This window comes from Acidiphilium sp. MT5 (assembly GCF_054767495.1).
In genome coordinates this window covers 168,672-185,714 of record NZ_BAABMR010000007.1, presented here as the reverse complement: position 1 = coordinate 185,714, position 17,043 = coordinate 168,672, and the positions used below count along the sequence as shown (strand labels likewise).

17 protein-coding genes are annotated in these 17,043 nt (G+C 58.9%); 13 read left to right on the top strand and 4 right to left on the bottom strand.

All coding sequences use genetic code 11. The features are described 5' to 3' along the window. Positions 1 to 251 (bottom strand): transposase (locus ACYUCQ_RS09670; RefSeq protein WP_460254327.1); only part of this gene is annotated, 251 nt, incomplete at its 3' end. A gap of 90 nt (positions 252 to 341) precedes the next feature. Between ACYUCQ_RS09670 and ACYUCQ_RS09665 the strand changes: the two genes are divergently transcribed. The 13 genes from ACYUCQ_RS09665 to ACYUCQ_RS09605 are packed head-to-tail and all read left to right on the top strand — an operon-like array spanning position 342 to position 12,707. After that, complete coding sequence (locus ACYUCQ_RS09665; RefSeq protein WP_460254323.1) at positions 342 to 671, top strand: hypothetical protein; 330 nt, start codon at positions 342 to 344, stop codon at positions 669 to 671. 23 nt (positions 672 to 694) lie between these two features. Continuing rightward, positions 695 to 1,825: a baseplate J/gp47 family protein gene (locus ACYUCQ_RS09660; RefSeq protein ID WP_460254322.1), complete on the top strand. Its 1,131-nt coding sequence runs from the start codon at positions 695 to 697 to the stop codon at positions 1,823 to 1,825. Continuing rightward, on the top strand, positions 1,822 to 2,520 hold the full coding sequence (locus tag ACYUCQ_RS09655) for a hypothetical protein (RefSeq protein ID WP_460254321.1): 699 nt from the start codon (positions 1,822 to 1,824) through the stop codon (positions 2,518 to 2,520). The genes ACYUCQ_RS09660 and ACYUCQ_RS09655 overlap by 4 nt, the downstream gene beginning before the upstream one ends. A gap of 21 nt (positions 2,521 to 2,541) precedes the next feature. Beyond that, positions 2,542 to 3,795 (top strand): glycine-rich domain-containing protein, encoded by a 1,254-nt coding sequence (locus tag ACYUCQ_RS09650; protein WP_460254320.1) that lies wholly within the window; start codon positions 2,542 to 2,544, stop codon positions 3,793 to 3,795. 48 nt (positions 3,796 to 3,843) lie between these two features. Next, a complete protein-coding gene (locus ACYUCQ_RS09645) occupies positions 3,844 to 4,335 on the top strand; it encodes a phage fiber-tail adaptor protein (RefSeq protein ID WP_460254319.1) in 492 nt (163 codons plus the stop codon). Positions 4,336 to 4,344: 9 nt separating this feature from the next. After that, the gene (locus ACYUCQ_RS09640) at positions 4,345 to 6,888 is read left to right on the top strand and encodes a right-handed parallel beta-helix repeat-containing protein (protein ID WP_460254318.1); all 2,544 of its coding nucleotides are present in this window, start codon (positions 4,345 to 4,347) and stop codon (positions 6,886 to 6,888) included. Positions 6,889 to 6,898: 10 nt separating this feature from the next. After that, the gene (locus ACYUCQ_RS09635; protein WP_460254317.1) at positions 6,899 to 8,785 is read left to right on the top strand and encodes a collagen-like protein; all 1,887 of its coding nucleotides are present in this window, start codon (positions 6,899 to 6,901) and stop codon (positions 8,783 to 8,785) included. Positions 8,786 to 8,787: 2 nt separating this feature from the next. Next, positions 8,788 to 10,929, top strand: coding sequence for a hypothetical protein (locus tag ACYUCQ_RS09630; RefSeq protein ID WP_460254316.1), 2,142 nt, complete (start codon positions 8,788 to 8,790; stop codon positions 10,927 to 10,929). Continuing rightward, a complete protein-coding gene (locus ACYUCQ_RS09625) occupies positions 10,926 to 11,285 on the top strand; it encodes a hypothetical protein (RefSeq protein WP_460254315.1) in 360 nt (119 codons plus the stop codon). Before ACYUCQ_RS09630 ends, ACYUCQ_RS09625 begins: the two co-directional genes overlap by 4 nt. Positions 11,286 to 11,292: 7 nt before the next feature. Continuing rightward, complete coding sequence (locus tag ACYUCQ_RS09620) at positions 11,293 to 11,808, top strand: glycoside hydrolase family 108 protein (protein ID WP_460254314.1); 516 nt, start codon at positions 11,293 to 11,295, stop codon at positions 11,806 to 11,808. Continuing rightward, positions 11,805 to 12,029, top strand: a complete 225-nt coding sequence (locus tag ACYUCQ_RS09615) for a hypothetical protein (protein WP_460254313.1) — start codon at positions 11,805 to 11,807, stop codon at positions 12,027 to 12,029. The genes ACYUCQ_RS09620 and ACYUCQ_RS09615 overlap by 4 nt, the downstream gene beginning before the upstream one ends. Position 12,030: 1 nt before the next feature. Beyond that, positions 12,031 to 12,426, top strand: a complete 396-nt coding sequence (locus ACYUCQ_RS09610) for a hypothetical protein (RefSeq protein ID WP_460254312.1) — start codon at positions 12,031 to 12,033, stop codon at positions 12,424 to 12,426. Next, complete coding sequence (locus tag ACYUCQ_RS09605) at positions 12,423 to 12,707, top strand: hypothetical protein (protein WP_460254311.1); 285 nt, start codon at positions 12,423 to 12,425, stop codon at positions 12,705 to 12,707. Before ACYUCQ_RS09610 ends, ACYUCQ_RS09605 begins: the two co-directional genes overlap by 4 nt. A gap of 47 nt (positions 12,708 to 12,754) precedes the next feature. On the opposite strand, the gene ACYUCQ_RS09600 is transcribed toward ACYUCQ_RS09605, so the two are convergent. From ACYUCQ_RS09600 to ACYUCQ_RS09590, 3 genes are read right to left on the bottom strand one after another with little or no spacing between them, the layout of a single operon-like run. Continuing rightward, complete coding sequence (locus ACYUCQ_RS09600; RefSeq protein WP_460254310.1) at positions 12,755 to 14,965, bottom strand: RNA degradosome polyphosphate kinase; 2,211 nt, start codon at positions 14,963 to 14,965, stop codon at positions 12,755 to 12,757. Positions 14,966 to 14,995: 30 nt separating this feature from the next. Next, positions 14,996 to 15,766, bottom strand: a complete 771-nt coding sequence (locus tag ACYUCQ_RS09595; RefSeq protein ID WP_460254309.1) for a P-loop NTPase family protein — start codon at positions 15,764 to 15,766, stop codon at positions 14,996 to 14,998. Next, entirely contained in the window at positions 15,763 to 16,887 is a 1,125-nt protein-coding gene (locus ACYUCQ_RS09590; protein ID WP_460254308.1) for an AI-2E family transporter, read from the bottom strand. The genes ACYUCQ_RS09595 and ACYUCQ_RS09590 overlap by 4 nt, the downstream gene beginning before the upstream one ends. Between the last annotated feature and the right edge of the window lie 156 nt (positions 16,888 to 17,043).

The window sequence follows — 17,043 nt, the reverse complement described above, 5'->3', positions numbered from 1 at the left end:
TACTGAACCGTGGTGAAAGGCGGAAAATCCTTGGGTAACATTCGCCATTGGCAGCCCGCAGTCGCCTGATACTGGATGCCATCCCAGATGGTGCGCATGCTGTGGATCGATGGTCGCCCAACCCTGCTCGCGCGCGCCAAAAACGGCCCAATGATCGCCCACTCCTCGTCAGTGCTGTCACTTGCATACCGCAACGCGCTCCTGTCATGATGTCGCCGAGTGATTTCAGTCCAGGCCACATGATCCTCCATTGTCTTCGCAACCAATAGAGAATCATAACCAACTGAAATCACTCACCTTAATTTTCGGTCAGACACTTAGCGTTGATCTATGGTGGTGATTTGGCGTTTGGCGTTGGGGGTGACTTAGCCCTTGCGTCGGGAACCGCATTGACCGAGCAGCGTGTGTTGCGGCGATTGCTGACCAACCCTGGCGACTATATCTGGCAATTAACGTATGGTGGCGGATTGGGCGCCTTTGTTGGTGTAGCGGGGCTGGCCAACCGCATTGCGGCCAACACGCGCGCGCAGTTGCAGCTTGAAGCGCGCGTTGCGCAATCGCCAGCGCCGGTCATTCAATCGGCGGACAATCCAACCAGCGGTGTTTCGCTATCGATCCTTTATGCCGATGCCACGAGCGGAACAAGCCAGGTTTTGAGTTTGCCTGTTTGATGGCATGACCGAATGGAGTTTTTATGCAACTTTCTTTGCAAAGTTTCTCGGCCATGGTCGAGACGATGGCCGCGTCGATCCAAGGTGCCGTTAGTCAATTCATCGATCTCTCCGTTGGGTCCGTGCTGCGGGCGTTGCTCGAAGCTAATGCGGCTATTGCGTCTTGGATGCAATGGCTCATTGTGCAGGTGCTGCAGGCAACGAGGCTAGCGACTAGTGTTGGTGCCGATTGTGATAGTTTCGGTGCTGATTTCGGCTTTGCGCGGTTGCCCGCAGCGCCTGCGAGTGGCGTCGTTACGTTCGCGCGATTTGCACCTGTGCTCAATGCATTTATCCCGGTAGGAACCATTGTGATTACGGGTGACGGATCACAAAGCTTCGCAGTCACTGCAGCGCCGGGCAACTCAGCGTTCAACGCAACGTTAAATGGCTATACATTAGCGGCGCCCGCCGCCAGCATCGATCTTCCGGTGACCGCCTTGGACCCTGGATCCGCCGGCAATATTGTGGCGCAGAGCATCGGATTGATTGGCACGGCGGTTCCGGGGATCGATACGGCAACCAATAATGTGGCGTTTTCAGGTGGCGTTGACGCGGAGAGTGATGCCGCATTTCGGGCGCGGTTCGGAAATTATTTGGCGAGCCTATCCCGCGCCACTTTAGGTGCGGTTCAGGAGACGATTGCGGGAGTGCAGCAAGGGCTATCGGCGACGATCGCCGAGAATGTTGATCCGACCGGGGCGAACAGCCCTGGCGAATTTGTGGTCACCGTTGATGATGGCAGCGGTGCGCCGCCGACGAGTTTATTGAGCACAGTGCAATTGGCGGTGGATGCGGTGCGACCGGTGGGGACGCGCTTTTCGGTGCAGCCGCCACAGGTTACGCATGCATCGGTGACGATGAATTTGACGCTGGCAACAGACGCTGTTCAGCAAAATGTGGTTGGGGCGGTGCAGACGGCGATTAGCGCGTATATCAATAATTTACCGGTGGGCGTCGCGCTCGCTTATACGCGGCTGGCTCAAATTGCTTACGATGCGTCGTCCCAGGTGACCAACGTCACCGGTGTGCAATTAAATGGTGGCGGTAATGATCTGATACCGGGATCATTTGGCGCTGTGCGTGCCGCCAATTTCAGCATCAGCGCATTATGAGTGGCTCTCAACCGGTGGTGCCGCCTGCGGAACCCGCGCCGCTGAGTGCGGTTTGGATCAGTGCGCGGTTGCAGGGCTTGCTGCCGACCGGGTGGTTTAATGATGACACCCCGGTGTTGGACGCGCTCACGCTTGGCATGGGTGCGTTATGGGCTGGGCTGATCGGATTGATTGATACGGTTCGCGCGCAAACCCGTATCGCGACGGCATCTGGGGTCTTTTTGGATTTGGCGGCGTTGGATTACTGCGGCACGGCGGTGAGCCGACGTGCCGGCGAAAGTGATCCGGCGTTTAGTGCGCGGCTACGGGCAACGGTGTTAGCCCCGCGTGCAACGCGGGCAGCGCTGGTGCAGGCCATTGAGCGGGTAACCGGACGATCGCCGCAGATTTTCGAGCCATTTAACCCAACTGATTGCGGCGGCTATTCGACGAACACGTTGGGCTATGGCGTGTGTGGCGGCTATGGATCATTGGCGCTGCCTTATCAGCTTTTCGTCACAGCCTATCGGCCGGACGCGGTGCCAGCCAGCCATGCTGGTGGCTATAACCATGGGCCTGGTGGCTATAACGCAGGGCCGATGGCTTGGGTTGATCCCGGCGATAATCCAGGCCTCCTGACGGACAGCGAGATCTATGCGGCAATCGCCGATGCGCTTCCCGTCAATGCGGTGGCGTGGACGCGCCTTGAAGACTGAACCACAGAGGGGCATCAATTTATGGATCGAATGATTGTTTATCCGGGGGCGATCCCGCTGGATACCGATATTTTGCAGCTTAATCGTAACGTCATGATTGGGATCGCCGCGCTGAGTGAGGCCGTTCTCGGAACCTCAACGATCGTCGATGGACTGGCATGTTCTCCCACCGTGCCTGCGTCTTTGACGGTGACGATTGGGCCGGGTTCGATCACGGCGCTGGCACCGGTTGATGTCACCGCGTACGGCAGCCTTGCCGCGGATATTGCGGAACAGATCGTCAAAACTGGGATAAACCTTGATCCGCTCAGCTTTACCCTATCAGCGCCGGTCAGCTCAGGACAGTCGGTCAGTTATTTGATCGAGGCCGCTTTCTCTGAGGCTGATGCTGATCCGGTGGTGCTACCTTATGTCAATGCGGCGAATCCGGCCTTGCCTTACACCGGGCCGAATAACTCGGGCGGTGCGCAAAATACGCAGCGGCTCCAACGGGTGCAGCTTCAACTAAAGCCAGGGGCTGCGGCGCCGGCTGGCACACAGACCGCACCGCCCGTGGATAATGGTTGGGTAGGTCTGTATGTTATCAATGTTAACTACGGTCAGACCGCCATCAATTCGTCTGATATCACCATGCTACCGCAAGCACCGTTTCTGCCTTTCAAACTACCCTCGCTACGGCCTGGTTTTTCGCAGATGAGCGTGTTTGAAACTTCTGGTGGCTTCATTGTGCCCCAAGGCGTTACGAACGTTAAAGTGACTGTGATTGGTGGCGGAGGTGGGGGGGGATATCACGCCACATTGCCGGGTGCGGGTGGCGGGGCCGGTGGTGTTGCCGTGAGCGTTATTGGCGGTCTGGCAGCGGGGCAGAGCATACCGGTGACTGTGGGGCTTGGCGGTGCCCCCAGCGCATCGCCGGGCACCGGCGGCGCAGGTGGCACCTCTGGCTTTGGTTCATTTATCTCCGCGAGTGGTGGCGCTGGCGGGGAGGGTGGCACGGCATCGTTATTCGCAACTGCCGGTGGACCCGGGGGCATTGGGCTTGGCGGCCAGATCAATCAAGCCGGCGCAATGGGCTCCGATGGCATGGCGGTGGCCAGTCGTGGTGGTGATGGCGGTGGACCGGGGCATGGTCGTGGTGCCAGTGGGCCGTTGGCGGGGTTTGCGGCCAGCGGGTTTGGCGGCGGCGGCGGTGGTGGCGGTGCGTCACCTGGGGCCAATCCCGCTGGCAGTCCGGGCGGCGCGGGCGCGCCGGGATTGGTTATTGTCGAATATTGAGCCGGTGGCACTGGCCTGAGACATATCGGTTATTCAGAGAGGATATTCATGAGCGGGACATTGGCGGCGGCAACGCGGGTCTGGCAGGTATCATCGGCCCGGCTGATCGAGATTGAAGGGTTTATTCCAACGCCGCGCGGATTGCTTTTGTTGCCGCCGCAGCCATTGATGTGGCCCGAGAAGGACCCGGGCGATACCCTCGATTATGCTTTTGAAATTGCTCCGGCGTTGACCGGGAATCCGGGCGATTCGATTGCGTCGCTGGGTGTCTCGATCAATCCGAGTAATCCGGGCGATCTGTCGTTGGTTTCGGCGTCCGCAGATGGGACCAGGGCTGTTCTGTGGCTTACCGGTGGCCAGCCCAATACGACCTATACGGTGACCATCAATATCGCAACGGCCTGTGGCCGGGTTTTGGCCCGCAGTATTGCGTTGCCCGTGGTTCCCTTGGCGTCCGTGCCTGCGCCCTTGAACGCGCTGACAACGCCCAATGGCGCGCCGATAACTGCCCCTTCGGGCCTTCCCCTAACGACGTCCTGAGAGGTTGGCATGCCGACAATTGCGCAATTATCACCGGCAAGTTCGGTATCCGATAGTGACGAGCTGCCAATATATCAGAATGGCCAAACGCTAGCGGCAACCCGCGCCCAAATTTTAGCGGGCATTCAGACCGCGTTGACCCTACCGGCGGGCACGGTGCTGGGCGGCGTAGGGCCGGGTGTTACCGCGCCGGTGCCGATTACCATCGGGTCTAATTTAACGCTGGCGGGCACGACCCTATCGGCTAATGCAGCACCGTTCGAGATTGCAGCGTTACCGTTAGGCTCGACGCCAGCGCCAACGGATATTCTTGCGATGGCCCAAGCGGGAGGCAATGTTGGGATTCCCTATAGTGCGCTGATGCAGGCCGTTGGCTCGGTCACTGGCGTTCCGGCCGGGGCCATGGTCGCGACAGCAGCGGGTGCTTCGGCGGCGCGAAACGTGGCGGCTTTAGCGGCGAACGCGGTTTCGATTGAAGATTTCGGTGCGCTCGGCGATGGTGTGACCAACGATGCCGCTGCCCTGATTGCCGCTTTGGCCACGGGTAATCCCGTGCGTTTCGGCCCAAAAACCTATCGAATTGATGGGGAGTGCGATATCACCGGGACGAACGCAACACTCATTGGCGTAGCGGGCGTTACCACCATTTTGCGCGGTGCGCAGGATGCAGTGGGATCATCAGCGACGCCGGCTTGGATCAGCGTTTCTGCCACGCGATTTTGGGCTGATGGTATAATTTTCGATGCCAATCAGACGATCACAACCGACAGTTTTGCCGTTGCGGTGCAATCAACATGCATCGGCGCCAATATAACACGCTGTTGGTTTCGTAACGCCCAGGGACCGAACCATGGTTGGGGCCTAGCGATCTTACCGAGTGACCCAACACTGACAAGCCATCATATCCATGACTGCGAATTCTCCAATAATGCCGTCGATGGTTGCTGGATCGCTGCCACCGATGCTGTGCAGATTTCATCCTGCAGAGGGCATGACAATGCCCGCAACGGGATTTATGTGGACAGTCAAGACCCCACCTTTACACTCAAGATTAGGGAAGTCGTCATTGTTCAAAACACGTGCTGGAACAATCAAATCGGTATCGTGCTCGGCAATTTCAATCAAACAAATACGGTGCCAGGAACATATGGCAACGGCAATCCGGATGTGCTGTCGGCTCTGGTTGCCAATAATAATCTCTATCAAAACACATCTTATGGGCTCTCGGTCTCAGGCCGAAATATTCTAGTTACTGGGAATGTCCTCTCGAATAATGGGCCGGCCGGAGGGGGGATGTTGGCTAATACCGGCTATTGTCGGATTGCCGGTAACATGATTGTCGGAGCCGGATCATTTGGCATTGATGCCGGTGGATCGATTTTTGTTGAGTTGACCGGAAATTACATTAATGGCGCTGAATTTGGCTTGGGAATAGGTGGGAGTCAGAATTGCACTGTCAGGGGCAATTTTATTCAGGATTGCGCTGCAGCGATTATTGCCCTCAATGTCGAATCCGACGGATGGGGCGATAATTTCGGTATTGCCTGCAATAATTTATCCTTGATTGGAAATTGGATTTATTATGGTGCCGGTGGGCAGGGGATTGTGCTGCGCGATGCGCCGCAAGCCGTTTTCGTTGCTGATAATATTGTGGTGGCGACCGGTGGCGGCGATCCGCTGAATAGTTTGATCCCTTACACGGATGGGTTGATTTTAAGCGGCAACAAGCTCAATTTGACGCCGTCATGGCCGGTTAACCCTGATGCCTCGAGTGGGACTAATACGTTGATTGTGCCAGACTTGGTCGATCAAGTCAGTATTTCGCAAAGTGCTCTACCGATCCAGCGCATGGTCACCGCGTGGGCGACCCGTTCGGCGGGACAAATTACTTATATCAAGGTGATCAATGGTGGCTCGGGGTATAGTTCTGCAACCGTGTCAATTGTTGGTGCGGGAACGGGTGCTGCGGCAAACGCCTTTATTGCGAATGGCGTGATCATCGGCATCACCATCACGAACAATGGGAGTGGCTACGGTCCTGGCACGGTTGCAACCATTGTTGGGAATGGCAGTGGCGCGGTGTTGGCGGCGCAAGTTGGTTTGCCCGTTTTGCAGGGCAAGTCACTCGCCATTCAGGCCAGCGTGCCGCTGACATTTGAGGCCGCGGGTAGCGCGCCAGCGCAGCAGAATTGGACTGGCGCGCCAATCACGGTGCCAGCGAATTGTGCGATTGATTGGCTCGGCGTTGGTGGTGGCTGGCAGGCGACGCGATTTACCCAGTCCGATTACGTTGCGCCGAATGGCGATGGCAGCGTGGTGTTTCAGAGTCAGATTGGTGATCTCGCGTTGCATCCGCGCGGCGGCGGCGCTGTGCGGATCATTTCCGATACCGAACCGGTTGGTTGCGTCAGCTTGATTGGGCGCGGCTCGCCTGAAGCGGCGATTTCGGCACCACCCGGTTCGAGCTTTCGCAACCTTGATGGCGGTGTCGGCTCGACATTCTGGATCAAACAGAGTGGCACGGCGAATATCGGGTGGGCTGCAATCGGTTAAGGAGACGCGCATGACGACGATTCCGCAGTTACCAACGGTAACCGCTGTTGGGCCGAGTGATTTACTGCCAGTTTCCCAAAATGGCGTCTTATTTTCGGCGTCCGTATCGCAAGTGACGGCAGGTCTGCAACAAAGCTTGGTGCTGCCAACGGGCGATGTGCTTGGCCGTTCCAGTGCGGGAGCTGGTGCGCCGGAGCCACTCGCGCTTGGGGTCGGCATTGCCATGAGCGGCACCAGTTTAGCCGCCAATGGCCTCGATCATTTATCGTTCGCGCAGCAGCCGACATTGGCGGCGGGCGATGAGTTGATTGTAAACGCGGTGGGCGAGCCAACCCGGGTTCCTGCTTCTGCGATCATTGGCTTATTCACGCCGGGCTCGGGGATTGCGCTGGATTCTGCAGGTACAATCAGCGTCATCCCTTCGGCGATTGCCGGCCCGGCGGGGCCAGCCGGGCCGCCGGGTCCCGCCGGTCCTGCAGGCCCGGTTGGCGCCACAGGACCGCAAGGCGCTGGGCTTGCGGCACCGGGAGCCGCCAATGCCGCGAGCATGATTGGCGAGAGCGATTATGTAGCGATTTGGCAAAACGGCTCGAATAGCTGGATCACTTACAAACAATTGATCGCGGGCCAAACAATCGAGCAGCTTCCCTCGGCTGGCCCGGCAGGTGATTCGGATCTGTTGTTGGTTGCGCAAGGTGGTAGTGCGCTGGCGAGCCAGAGTTTTTCCGCCATTTGGGCGTATATCACCAATAAATTGCCGACATTGTTAACGCAAATCGTGGAGATCACCAGCGATACCGTTTTGGACTCAACGACCCATAATCGCCGAGTGTTGGTAGCGAGCAATCCCGTGACACTGACTGCTAATTTTGTGAATATGGGCAGTGGATTTTCGTGCCGGGTTATTAACCTATCAGCCGGAGCGATCACGATGGGCACCGGTATCACGGCAGGTAATGGTGTGACGATTTTGCCGCCAGGCGGGTCGGCGGTGTTAGATGGAATTACCTATTCCGGCGGCTCCTTGGTTTGGTGGGATGGTGCGGTATCGATGACGCCAATCCTAACGGTTGCCCCGATCCCGGCGCAGCTTGCGGGGGTTGGTTTCACCGTTACGGGGGGCGTGTTCAATGATGCGCCGATAGCCCTTGATTATTCTGTTGATGGTGTCAATTGGGTTGCTGCACCGGCGCCGACGTTTGCAGTTCATAGCTACAGCTTCTCAATCCCAGGCTTGGCGGGGGGTGTCTATCGGATTTCGGTGCGCGATCATGCGGATCAGGGTGTGGTTGGCGTCAGTGCGTCATTCAATGTGGCGGCACCGAGCGTGACGCTGGGTGCGGTACCGGGCACCGCCATGGTGGGCACGGCGTTTACGGTGACCGGCACGGTGTTTCCGGCGGGTGATGGTGTCTCGGTCGGTCTCTCAAGCAGCGCGACCACCGCACCCGCGAGCCTGGTTCCCGCGACGGTAACCGCAGGGAATTGGACAGCCGCAATCACCCCCAGCGCGCCCGGCACCTACTATGTGTGGGCGCAACAGACAACCGACGTAACGGCTCAGGCAGTCTCAACCGCAATTACCGTGACCAGCAATGTTGCCGTGTCCTATACGATCAATCAGCCGAGTTCTTTGGCCTACACCATCGGATCTGGCCCGATCGCGCTGAATGGGAGTGTTTCGCCAGCGCAGGTAATTGGCACGCAGGTAGCACTATCGACCAGCGGCACCACGGCACCGACCGGCGGGTGGTCTGTGGCGACAATCATCGACAACAATGCCGTATGGGCGGTCTATCTCCCGGGGCCAACGGTCGCGGGGACGTATTATATCTGGGTGGAGACCACAACAGGTGGGGCACCGGCGGTCTCAAGCTTTACCATCGCGGCGAGCTGATCATGGGGCTTATTTTCGCAGCGCTGGGCGCGCCACTCGCCGTGAGTGGGATTTTGCCATCACCATTGTTTGTCGGGCCGATGACCAGCGCCGCAGCCGGTGCGTCCTATTCCGGACCCACGCCGGCGGCTGTGGCCGGGCTTACCGGTTGGTGGGATGCCGGTGTGCTCGGATCGATGCAGGACACTGTCGGTAATACGGTCGATCAATGGAATAATGTCGTCTCGGCGCTGACCAATAAAGTTCTGGGCGGTCCATCGTTGACGCCGTATTCGATCAGCACCGACACCAAGCCTAATGCGACTCTCGCGGTGCCGAGGGTCAATGGATTTTTGGGCGCAGTGGGTAGTCCCGATCCGGCGGTGGTGCTCTATGGCCCGACGCTCGATCCTGATTGGGGCTTAGTTCTGCCGACGATCGATCTTGGGAGCGGGGCTGGCTGGACGCTCTATATGGTTTGGACTCGGCCAAATTGGCGGCAGGGAACGATTGCGGTGAATGATGCCCCAATCCCACTGCTGCACGCGAGCGCTTCGGGCGTCACGATTATGCAGGCGGGAGGGCCGGATGGTAGCGGTTTGACCTTGTTTGCCGGTAGTCCGTCAGCCCTCCCCATCACAGCCACGCTAACGCGCCGTCATTCACATGCCATTATCATCCGTCATACGCCGGGCGTGGGGGTTGATGTTTATATCGATAATGTTCTAGCCGTGAGCGGCGCCGTCAATCCGTTGCCTGCATCATCACCCGGCCCCTTATTATTCCTGCATGATGGAACTGTGCAGGGTTCAGCACAATGCTGGTTTCATGAGGCCGCGACCTGGGCACACGCTTTGGATCAGGCGGATATCGCCACACTGCTCGGTTGCCAAGCGCGCTGGGTTTTGGGACCTCGGCGCGGGGTGAATTTGCTGGTGATGGGCCAATCCAATGCGGAGTGGTTCACCTATGCGGGCGGTGCATTGGCGTTAGCGCAGGGTGTATGTTGGTATTTGGGCGCCGCTTCTTACGCGGCAACCTATTTGCAGTCGGGCAATAATGTTAATCCCTCCCGGTATTCGATGATTGCCGGCCATCCCATTTCGAACTCATCACCGCCCTTGTTTCCGCCCGGGTTGGGCAGCGGAACATTTCTGACCAATCCGGGGGATGGATCAAACCCGTCCGCCTGGGCGTTGGGGCCCGACGGAATTGCCTTGCAGGATTATCTAACAGGTGCTCAGGCGCTGGTGCCATCGCCCGATATGGGCGATATCGAATTTCTGCTCTGGCCGTGGTCCGAGCAGGATAGCACGATGCCGTATTCGAATAAGGCTTTGTATCTAGGGAGCGTATTGCGCCTTGCAGAACTAACGCGTGCGATGTTGGGCCGCTCAGCCGCTGCACTGCCCCTGCTCATGTGGAGCGCTATTCCGTATGAGACCGATATTGGTGTGCAAATGGTGCGCGAGGCCGTGGCCGATATCGCGGCCGTGAGCGCTAATGCGGTTGCGGTGTTTGTGGCACAGACGGCGGATTCGAACCCGCTGAACGCGACGTGGAATCCATTGACGGGGGTGTTTTCCGGGGGTGATCCGGAGCATCGTGATCTGCCCGATTTGCTGCGCTATGGGCGGATTGGCGCGCATGTGGCTGGCCGGGCCGCCATTGCAATGGGATTATCCGATTCAATCCCTGCGACGGCTGTGCCCAGCGCAGGATTACCAACATCCAATGGGCCACGCATTACCCATGCCTACCAATCCGCGCCGACACTGATCATCCTCACAATTGCGCACGATGCGGGGAATGATTTGATCGTGCCGTTGCTGGCCAATAACGGTGTTGGTTTCGCGGTGATGGATGGTGGATCACCGGCAGCGCCGGGTCCGATCATTGAGGCGGTGGCGGCGAGCCGCATTGACGCCACGCATGTGGCGGTCACACTGGCATCAGCACCGATCAATCCCCCGGCCAATTGTTTGTTATATTATCCGTATGGGAGCGCTCAAATGGGCCGAGGCAACGCTGTTACCGATAATTTGGCACAGCGCACGCCGCCAGTGGGCTGGGATATTGCGTCTGATTTGGCTCCCGATTTTCTGACGAATATGCCGCTACAGGCGACGGCCTATGGCGTGCCCTTATCGGCCAGTGCCGCGTGAGTCCGTCGCCCAGCGATGTGATTGCCATGCTGCGCGAGGGGATTGGCGATTTACGGGGGGATTTGACATCTTTGCAGGCAGAGATTGCAGAAGCCCGGCGTGATATTGCAGCGATCGAAGCACGGCATGTGGCGTTAGAGACGTGGCGCAATCGCTTTGAGCTACAGGTGGCATCGGCACAGGATCGTTTTGTGACGAAATCTGACGAGCTCGTGAGTGAATTGGCGCGCGTCCATGCGGAATTGGCCCAGTTTCGCGGCGAGCGCTCCGGCAGCCATCGGATGACGGTGATGCTGATTGGTCTGTTGTCAGCCGCTATCGGCAGTATTGCCACGCATGTTTTGAACCATTTGTGAGGGCGTCATGGGCGATTTTGCGGCCTGCGTTGATTTTACCTTGGGGATGGAGGGCGGCTACGGCGCTGATCCCGACGATCCAGGCAATTGGACAGGAGGGGCGATTGGTCAAGGGCAATTACGCGGGACCAATTTTGGCATTAGTGCGGCGTCATATCCAACGCTCGACATTGCGCATTTAACCCGCGAGGCGGCGGAAGCGATTTATCAGCGTGATTACTGGGCAAAAATCAATGGCGATTACCTCGCCGGTCCCATGGCGCCGGTGGTGTTTGACGCATCGGTCAATAACGGGCTGCGGCGGGCGATCATGTGGTTGCAGCAGGCTCTTGATTTGACGGCGGACGGGGTGATCGGCCCGGAGACGCTCGCCGCGATGGGGAATGTCGACCCCCGAGCAGCGGCGGAGACGATGTTGATCCTACGGCTCGATTTCATGGTGGCGCTGGCCGATTGGCCGCGCTTTGCCGGCGGCTGGGGGCGGCGCTTGGTCGCCTTGGCTTTTTTTGCAGCGGGGCAATGATGCGCGCGGTCTTGCGGGGTTTGCTGACCGATGCGCAAGGGCGCATCGATGAAATGGCCTTACTGACCATTTTGGGTTTACTGAGCTTCATCGGCCTAGAGATTTTTGCCGTGGTGGTGCGCCACCAACATTTTGACGCGGAAGGTTATGGCATGGGCCTCGGCTCAGCCATCGGTGCCGCGACGCTCGGCATGGGCCTTAAATCAAAATTTGGAGATTGAAATGCCAGCCTTCCTCGCACCCATGGCAACGCGACTTGTTTTGGCACTCCTGGCATTGGCAGCGGTACTGGGTGTGGTTTTTTACATTTGGTATTTGCGCGATGCGGTTGCTTCAGCGCGGCAAGCCGTGCTGCAATCGAGGGGTACGATCGCCCAGCTTGCCGCTGATAATCAGGCTGATCTGGCAGCACTCGCCCAAATCCGTGCGCAGAATGCGCTTTGGCAAGCGAGCTTGGTCGCGTCTCAATCGCGCGATGCGATTGATCGGCAGGCGGCTGACGCGATGCGCCGGAAAATCGATGCGTCACAGCCAAGCGCGAACGGGCCCGTGGCGCCGGTGTTAATCTCGACATTGCGCGCCATCGCCCGCGCGCAGGGTCAGAAGGTGGTCCCATGAGTGGGTCAGGGGCGCTGCGCTTGCTGGGTCTCTTGGTGCTGCTAGGCCTGGTGGTGCTGTTGGGTGGCTGTGCTGCGAAGCCGCAAATAGTGACCAAGGTGCAGCTTGTGCAGCCTGATGTGCCCGTTTCGTTATTGAATTGTGCGCCCGCACCTCCGGTGCCAACAATTGTTAATCAGGCCAGCGTCGCCCAATATATCGTTGCTCTTTGGCAAGATGATCTACAATGCCACGCGCATCTGGATGCCGTGCGGCAGGTGTTAGCCCGCAAGCCGTTCTGACAATTGCGAACCGGCGCTGGTGCCGGGGCAGGACGCGCGAGAGAAAATCAATCGCGCGTGAGAAAAGTTTTGCGTGAGCGGTTTGCTTCGCGCAGTGGATCGCTCGGCTGACCGTGCAAGGCTGAACCCCGACCGGAGAGCGATGGGTTGGTCATGAAATAATGGTGCGCGGAGATGGGTTCGGTTCCGGGCAGTATTTTGTGCCAATGCCCATCCTTGTCGAGTTCCCAGGAATTGACGTTATCGCGCAGATTAATTGCCATGATCTGATCGAGCACTTGGGCGTGCACCGTTGGATTATGGATCGGCACGAAGCTTTCGATCCGCCAATCAAGGTTGCGGGCCATCCAGTCGGCGCTGGAGATGAACACTTTGTTTTGGCGGTGCGGCATCGCGGCGCCATTGGCGAAAACCGCGATCCGGGCATGTTCCAGAAACCGGCCAATCAGTGATTTCACCTTGATGGTTTCCGAGAGCCCTGGCACACCAGGGCGCAGGCAGCAAATGCCGCGCACCACGCAATGGATTGGCACGCCAGCGGCGGAGGCGGCGTAGAGATGATCGATCAAGCGTTCATCAACCAATGAATTCATTTTCAGCCAGATACCTGATGGCGCGCCGCGCTCGGCAGCGGTGATTTCGGCGTTGATCAACGTGCCGATGGTGCGGCGGGTGGTGAGCGGGCTGAATACCAACTGCTCCATCCGTTCTGGCCGGGCATAGCCGGTCATATAGTTGAACAGCCGGGCGGAATCGCGGGTTAGCTCAGGATCGGTGGTGAAAAACGAAAGGTCCGTGTAAATGCGCGCGGTAATTGGATGGTAATTGCCGGTGCCGAAATGCGCGTACGAGCGCATAATCGTTCCTTCGCGCCGCACCACCAACGATAATTTGGCATGGGTTTTGAGACCGATAAAACCATAAACAACCTGCACCCCCGCCGCTTCGAGCGCGCGGGCGAGACGGATATTGGCTTCCTCATCGAACCGGGCGCGTAACTCGACCATCGCGGTGACTGACTTGCCGGCCTCAGCGGCTTCGATCAAGGCGCCGACAATCGGTGAATCGCGGCTGGTGCGATAGAGTGTTTGCTTAATCGCAACGACATTGGGGTCCGAGGCCGCCTGCCGGAGAAACTGCACCACGACATCGAAGCTTTCAAACGGGTGATGGACGATAATGTCCTTGTTGCGAATGGCTGCGAAGCAATCGCCACCGAAATCACGGATGCGTTCGGGAAAGCGCGGCGTGTAGGATTTAAACAACAGATCGGGCCGGTCCTTGATGATAATCTCTTTGAGATCGACGAGGCCGAGCAGGCCCGGCTCGATGATAATTTGGTCCTCCGGCGCTTCGACTTCCTCGATCACCAGGGCGCGCAAATCATCGGGCATATCGGCGGCCAGCGTGAGCTGGATCGCGACGCCGCGCCGACGGCGCTTGAGGGCTGATTGATAGGATTGCACAAGGTCTTCGGCTTCTTCCTCGAACTCGACATCGGTATCGCGGATCACCCGGAACAAGCCGGAGCCTGATAGGCGAAAGCCAGGGAATAGATGGCCCAAAAACAGCAAAACCAAGTTTTCCAGCGGGATGAACCGAACCACCGGCCCGGCGCTGGCTTGATCCCCCGGACCGGGCTGATGATGGTCCGGCAGGCGGATGAAGCGGCTGGTTTGCGCGGGCAGCGGGATTAGGCCACGCATCGCACCGCCATCCTCTTCGCGGATTAGTTTGAGCGCGAGCACCAGCCCCATATTGGGCACGAAGGGAAATGGATGCGCAGGGTCCACCGCGAGTGGCGTGAGCACCGGGAAGACCTGTTCCATGAAATATTGATCGAGAAAGCGCCGGTCCTCGGGCGTCAGCGCGGCGGCGGTCGCGATATGGATGCCAGTGGCGCTGAGGGCATTGCGCAAATCGCTCAGCACGGTTTGCTGGGCTTGGAGCAGATCGCGGGTGCGGGCATTGACGGCGGCGAGTTGCTGGCTCGGTGTGAGATTATCGCTGGAGCGAAGCAATATGCCAGCGCGCACTTGGCCGATCAGCCCCGCGATGCGCACCGAATAAAATTCATCGAGGTTGGACGCGCTGATCGAAACAAAGCGCAATCTTTCGAGCAGCGGATAGCGTTGCTCCTCGGCGGCGGCGAGCACGCGGGCGTTGAAATCGAGCCAGGAGAGTTCGCGATTGATGAAGCGCCGCGGGTCTTCGCGGATCGAGGCTGGGACGGTGCTGGCGCTGATCGGGTGGTCCATAGCTCAAATCCTCGGGGGCTAGAGGCGCTCTTATAGCGTGAGAAGTGGCGGGGTGTCGTGAAAATTCGGCGAATTGGGCGGGGTCGCGCCCTGAGGGGCGGCGGTTGGCACCGGCGGCTCAAGCAGATCGCTCAGGACATGTTCGGCAAGACGACGTGAGGGGGCAACGCCACGGGCGAGTGAGGCGCGATCAAGACGGGTTACCGCCTCGCGCAGCAGGCCGGGTTGGCGCGGCAGGCGGGTGAGCAAATAGTGGCGCAGCGTTTCGCTCAAGCGCAGTTGCCGGTTGGCGGCTAGCCGGTCGAGCAGATCTTCGAGAAGCCGGTCATCCGCTTGGGTGATTTCAATCGTCAGGCTTGCGCGCAACCGGCTGGCGAGGTCTGCCGGATCGATCTGCAAGCGCGCCGGCGGAATGCGGGCGGTGAGCAGCACCGAGCGCCGCGCCGCATAGGCGATATTCAGGCTGGCGAGCAACGCGATGGGGTTTATTGCGGTATCGATGTCCTCGATCACCAGCTTTGTCGTGCTGTCGTCAGGGTCAATCGGCGCGCGCAGGCTCGCAGCGTGCAGCGTTTGTGCGCCCGATATTTGCGCCCAAACCGAAGCCAGGTGCGATTTGCCACAACCGCTATCGCCCCACAGGAGCAGCCGATGATTAATCCATGCCGCCTCGTGGGCTAAGGCCGTGCGGGCTTGGGCGTTGGAGGGGGCGGGAACGAAATCGTCGGGCGAAAACCCAACCGGCTCATCGAGCGGCAGGGCGAGTTGACGGGCCTCGGCGAATGGCGCGCTCGCGGTCATTCACGCAGCTTGGGCGGGTCGAGATAGAGCGGGCTTTGCAAATAGAGCTTCAGCCAAAACCGCGTCAGCACACCGAGTGTCGCGGTCACCGGCACGGCGAGCATAACGCCGAGAAAGCCGAAGGTTTCCGCGCCCGCGAAGAGTGCAAAAATCACCCATGCCGCGCCAAGCCCGAGTCGATCACCCAGAAAACGCGGGGCGACCACATAATCATTGAGCAATTGCCCGATCACAAAAATCCCGGCGATAATCAGCACCGGATCAATCCCGTTAAACTGGCCCAGAGCCAGCACCACCGACGATACGGCGCCAACAATCGTGCCGACATAAGGGATGAAAGACAGTAATCCGGCGGTGAGACCGATAACGAGGCCGAGATTAAGCCCCGCGCTGGTCAACGCGATGGCATAGAAGGTGGCGAGAAACAGGCAGCATATCGCTTGGCCACGCAACCACGCATTGAGGATCCGGCTGATCTCTTGGGCCAAACCACGGATGGTGGCTTCCTGAGAGCGCGGCAGCCAGGAATCGATGCGCGCAATCACGGTGGGCCAATCACGCAGCAAGTAGAACGCCACGATCGGCGTGATGATCAGCAGCGTCAAAATATTGAACAAGGCAAAGCCGGTGCCCAGCACATGGGTCAGCGCCGTGCCGATGAACCCCACGATCGTGCCCGCTTCGGTGCCAACCAATTGCTTGAGCTTGTCGGATACGAAGCTGGGGCCGAGATGCGACTGGATGGTGCTGAGTTGATGGGTCGCGAAATTTTGCAGGCGGGTGATCATCGTCGGCAACTGGTCGGCGAGCAGATGGATCTGTGCTGCGGCGAGCGGATACAGCAGAAAGCTGCTCAAAAACAAAAACGCAATCAGGCTGAGCAAGGCAATCGAGGCGCCCAGCGAGCGCGGCACGCCAACGCGGTGTAGGGCTGACACGGCTGGGTCCAGAAAATAAGCAATGCCTGCCGCTGAAACGAAGGGCAGTAAAATCCCCGAAAACAGGCGCAGAAAAATCCAGACAACCAGAACCCCGCCGAGGATGGCGAGCAGGCGCGGCCAGCGGATTGATTTCAATAATCCGCCATCAGCGTCGGTCGAACCGGGGGGGGACTCACTCATGCGGAGAAATTCCTCGTGTGTTGGGTGGTTGCGCCCCGCACGGGTCTGTGGTGATAGACGTCGCGTGACAGTCCGCCTCGGGATGGGCAGGCTGCTTCAGGCAACCGGGCTTGGGGCCCAGCACCTGCAGCGGCGCAAAATCGGGAGCGGAAGCCG

What these genes read in the sequence shown, in the direction of transcription:
- ACYUCQ_RS09660 (WP_460254322.1), top strand. Translation starts at nt 695, where the DNA reads ATGCAACTTTCTTTGCAAAGTTTCTCGGCCATGGTCGAGACGATGGCC.
- ACYUCQ_RS09655 (WP_460254321.1), top strand. Translation starts at nt 1,822, where the DNA reads ATGAGTGGCTCTCAACCGGTGGTGCCGCCTGCGGAACCCGCGCCGCTG.
- ACYUCQ_RS09650 (WP_460254320.1), top strand. Translation starts at nt 2,542, where the DNA reads ATGGATCGAATGATTGTTTATCCGGGGGCGATCCCGCTGGATACCGAT.
- ACYUCQ_RS09645 (WP_460254319.1), top strand. Translation starts at nt 3,844, where the DNA reads ATGAGCGGGACATTGGCGGCGGCAACGCGGGTCTGGCAGGTATCATCG.
- ACYUCQ_RS09640 (WP_460254318.1), top strand. Translation starts at nt 4,345, where the DNA reads ATGCCGACAATTGCGCAATTATCACCGGCAAGTTCGGTATCCGATAGT.
- ACYUCQ_RS09635 (WP_460254317.1), top strand. Translation starts at nt 6,899, where the DNA reads ATGACGACGATTCCGCAGTTACCAACGGTAACCGCTGTTGGGCCGAGT.
- ACYUCQ_RS09630 (WP_460254316.1), top strand. Translation starts at nt 8,788, where the DNA reads ATGGGGCTTATTTTCGCAGCGCTGGGCGCGCCACTCGCCGTGAGTGGG.
- ACYUCQ_RS09620 (WP_460254314.1), top strand. Translation starts at nt 11,293, where the DNA reads ATGGGCGATTTTGCGGCCTGCGTTGATTTTACCTTGGGGATGGAGGGC.
- ACYUCQ_RS09615 (WP_460254313.1), top strand. Translation starts at nt 11,805, where the DNA reads ATGATGCGCGCGGTCTTGCGGGGTTTGCTGACCGATGCGCAAGGGCGC.
- ACYUCQ_RS09610 (WP_460254312.1), top strand. Translation starts at nt 12,031, where the DNA reads ATGCCAGCCTTCCTCGCACCCATGGCAACGCGACTTGTTTTGGCACTC.
- ACYUCQ_RS09605 (WP_460254311.1), top strand. Translation starts at nt 12,423, where the DNA reads ATGAGTGGGTCAGGGGCGCTGCGCTTGCTGGGTCTCTTGGTGCTGCTA.
- ACYUCQ_RS09600 (WP_460254310.1), bottom strand. Translation starts at nt 14,965, where the DNA reads ATGGACCACCCGATCAGCGCCAGCACCGTCCCAGCCTCGATCCGCGAA.
- ACYUCQ_RS09595 (WP_460254309.1), bottom strand. Translation starts at nt 15,766, where the DNA reads ATGACCGCGAGCGCGCCATTCGCCGAGGCCCGTCAACTCGCCCTGCCG.
- ACYUCQ_RS09590 (WP_460254308.1), bottom strand. Translation starts at nt 16,887, where the DNA reads ATGAGTGAGTCCCCCCCCGGTTCGACCGACGCTGATGGCGGATTATTG.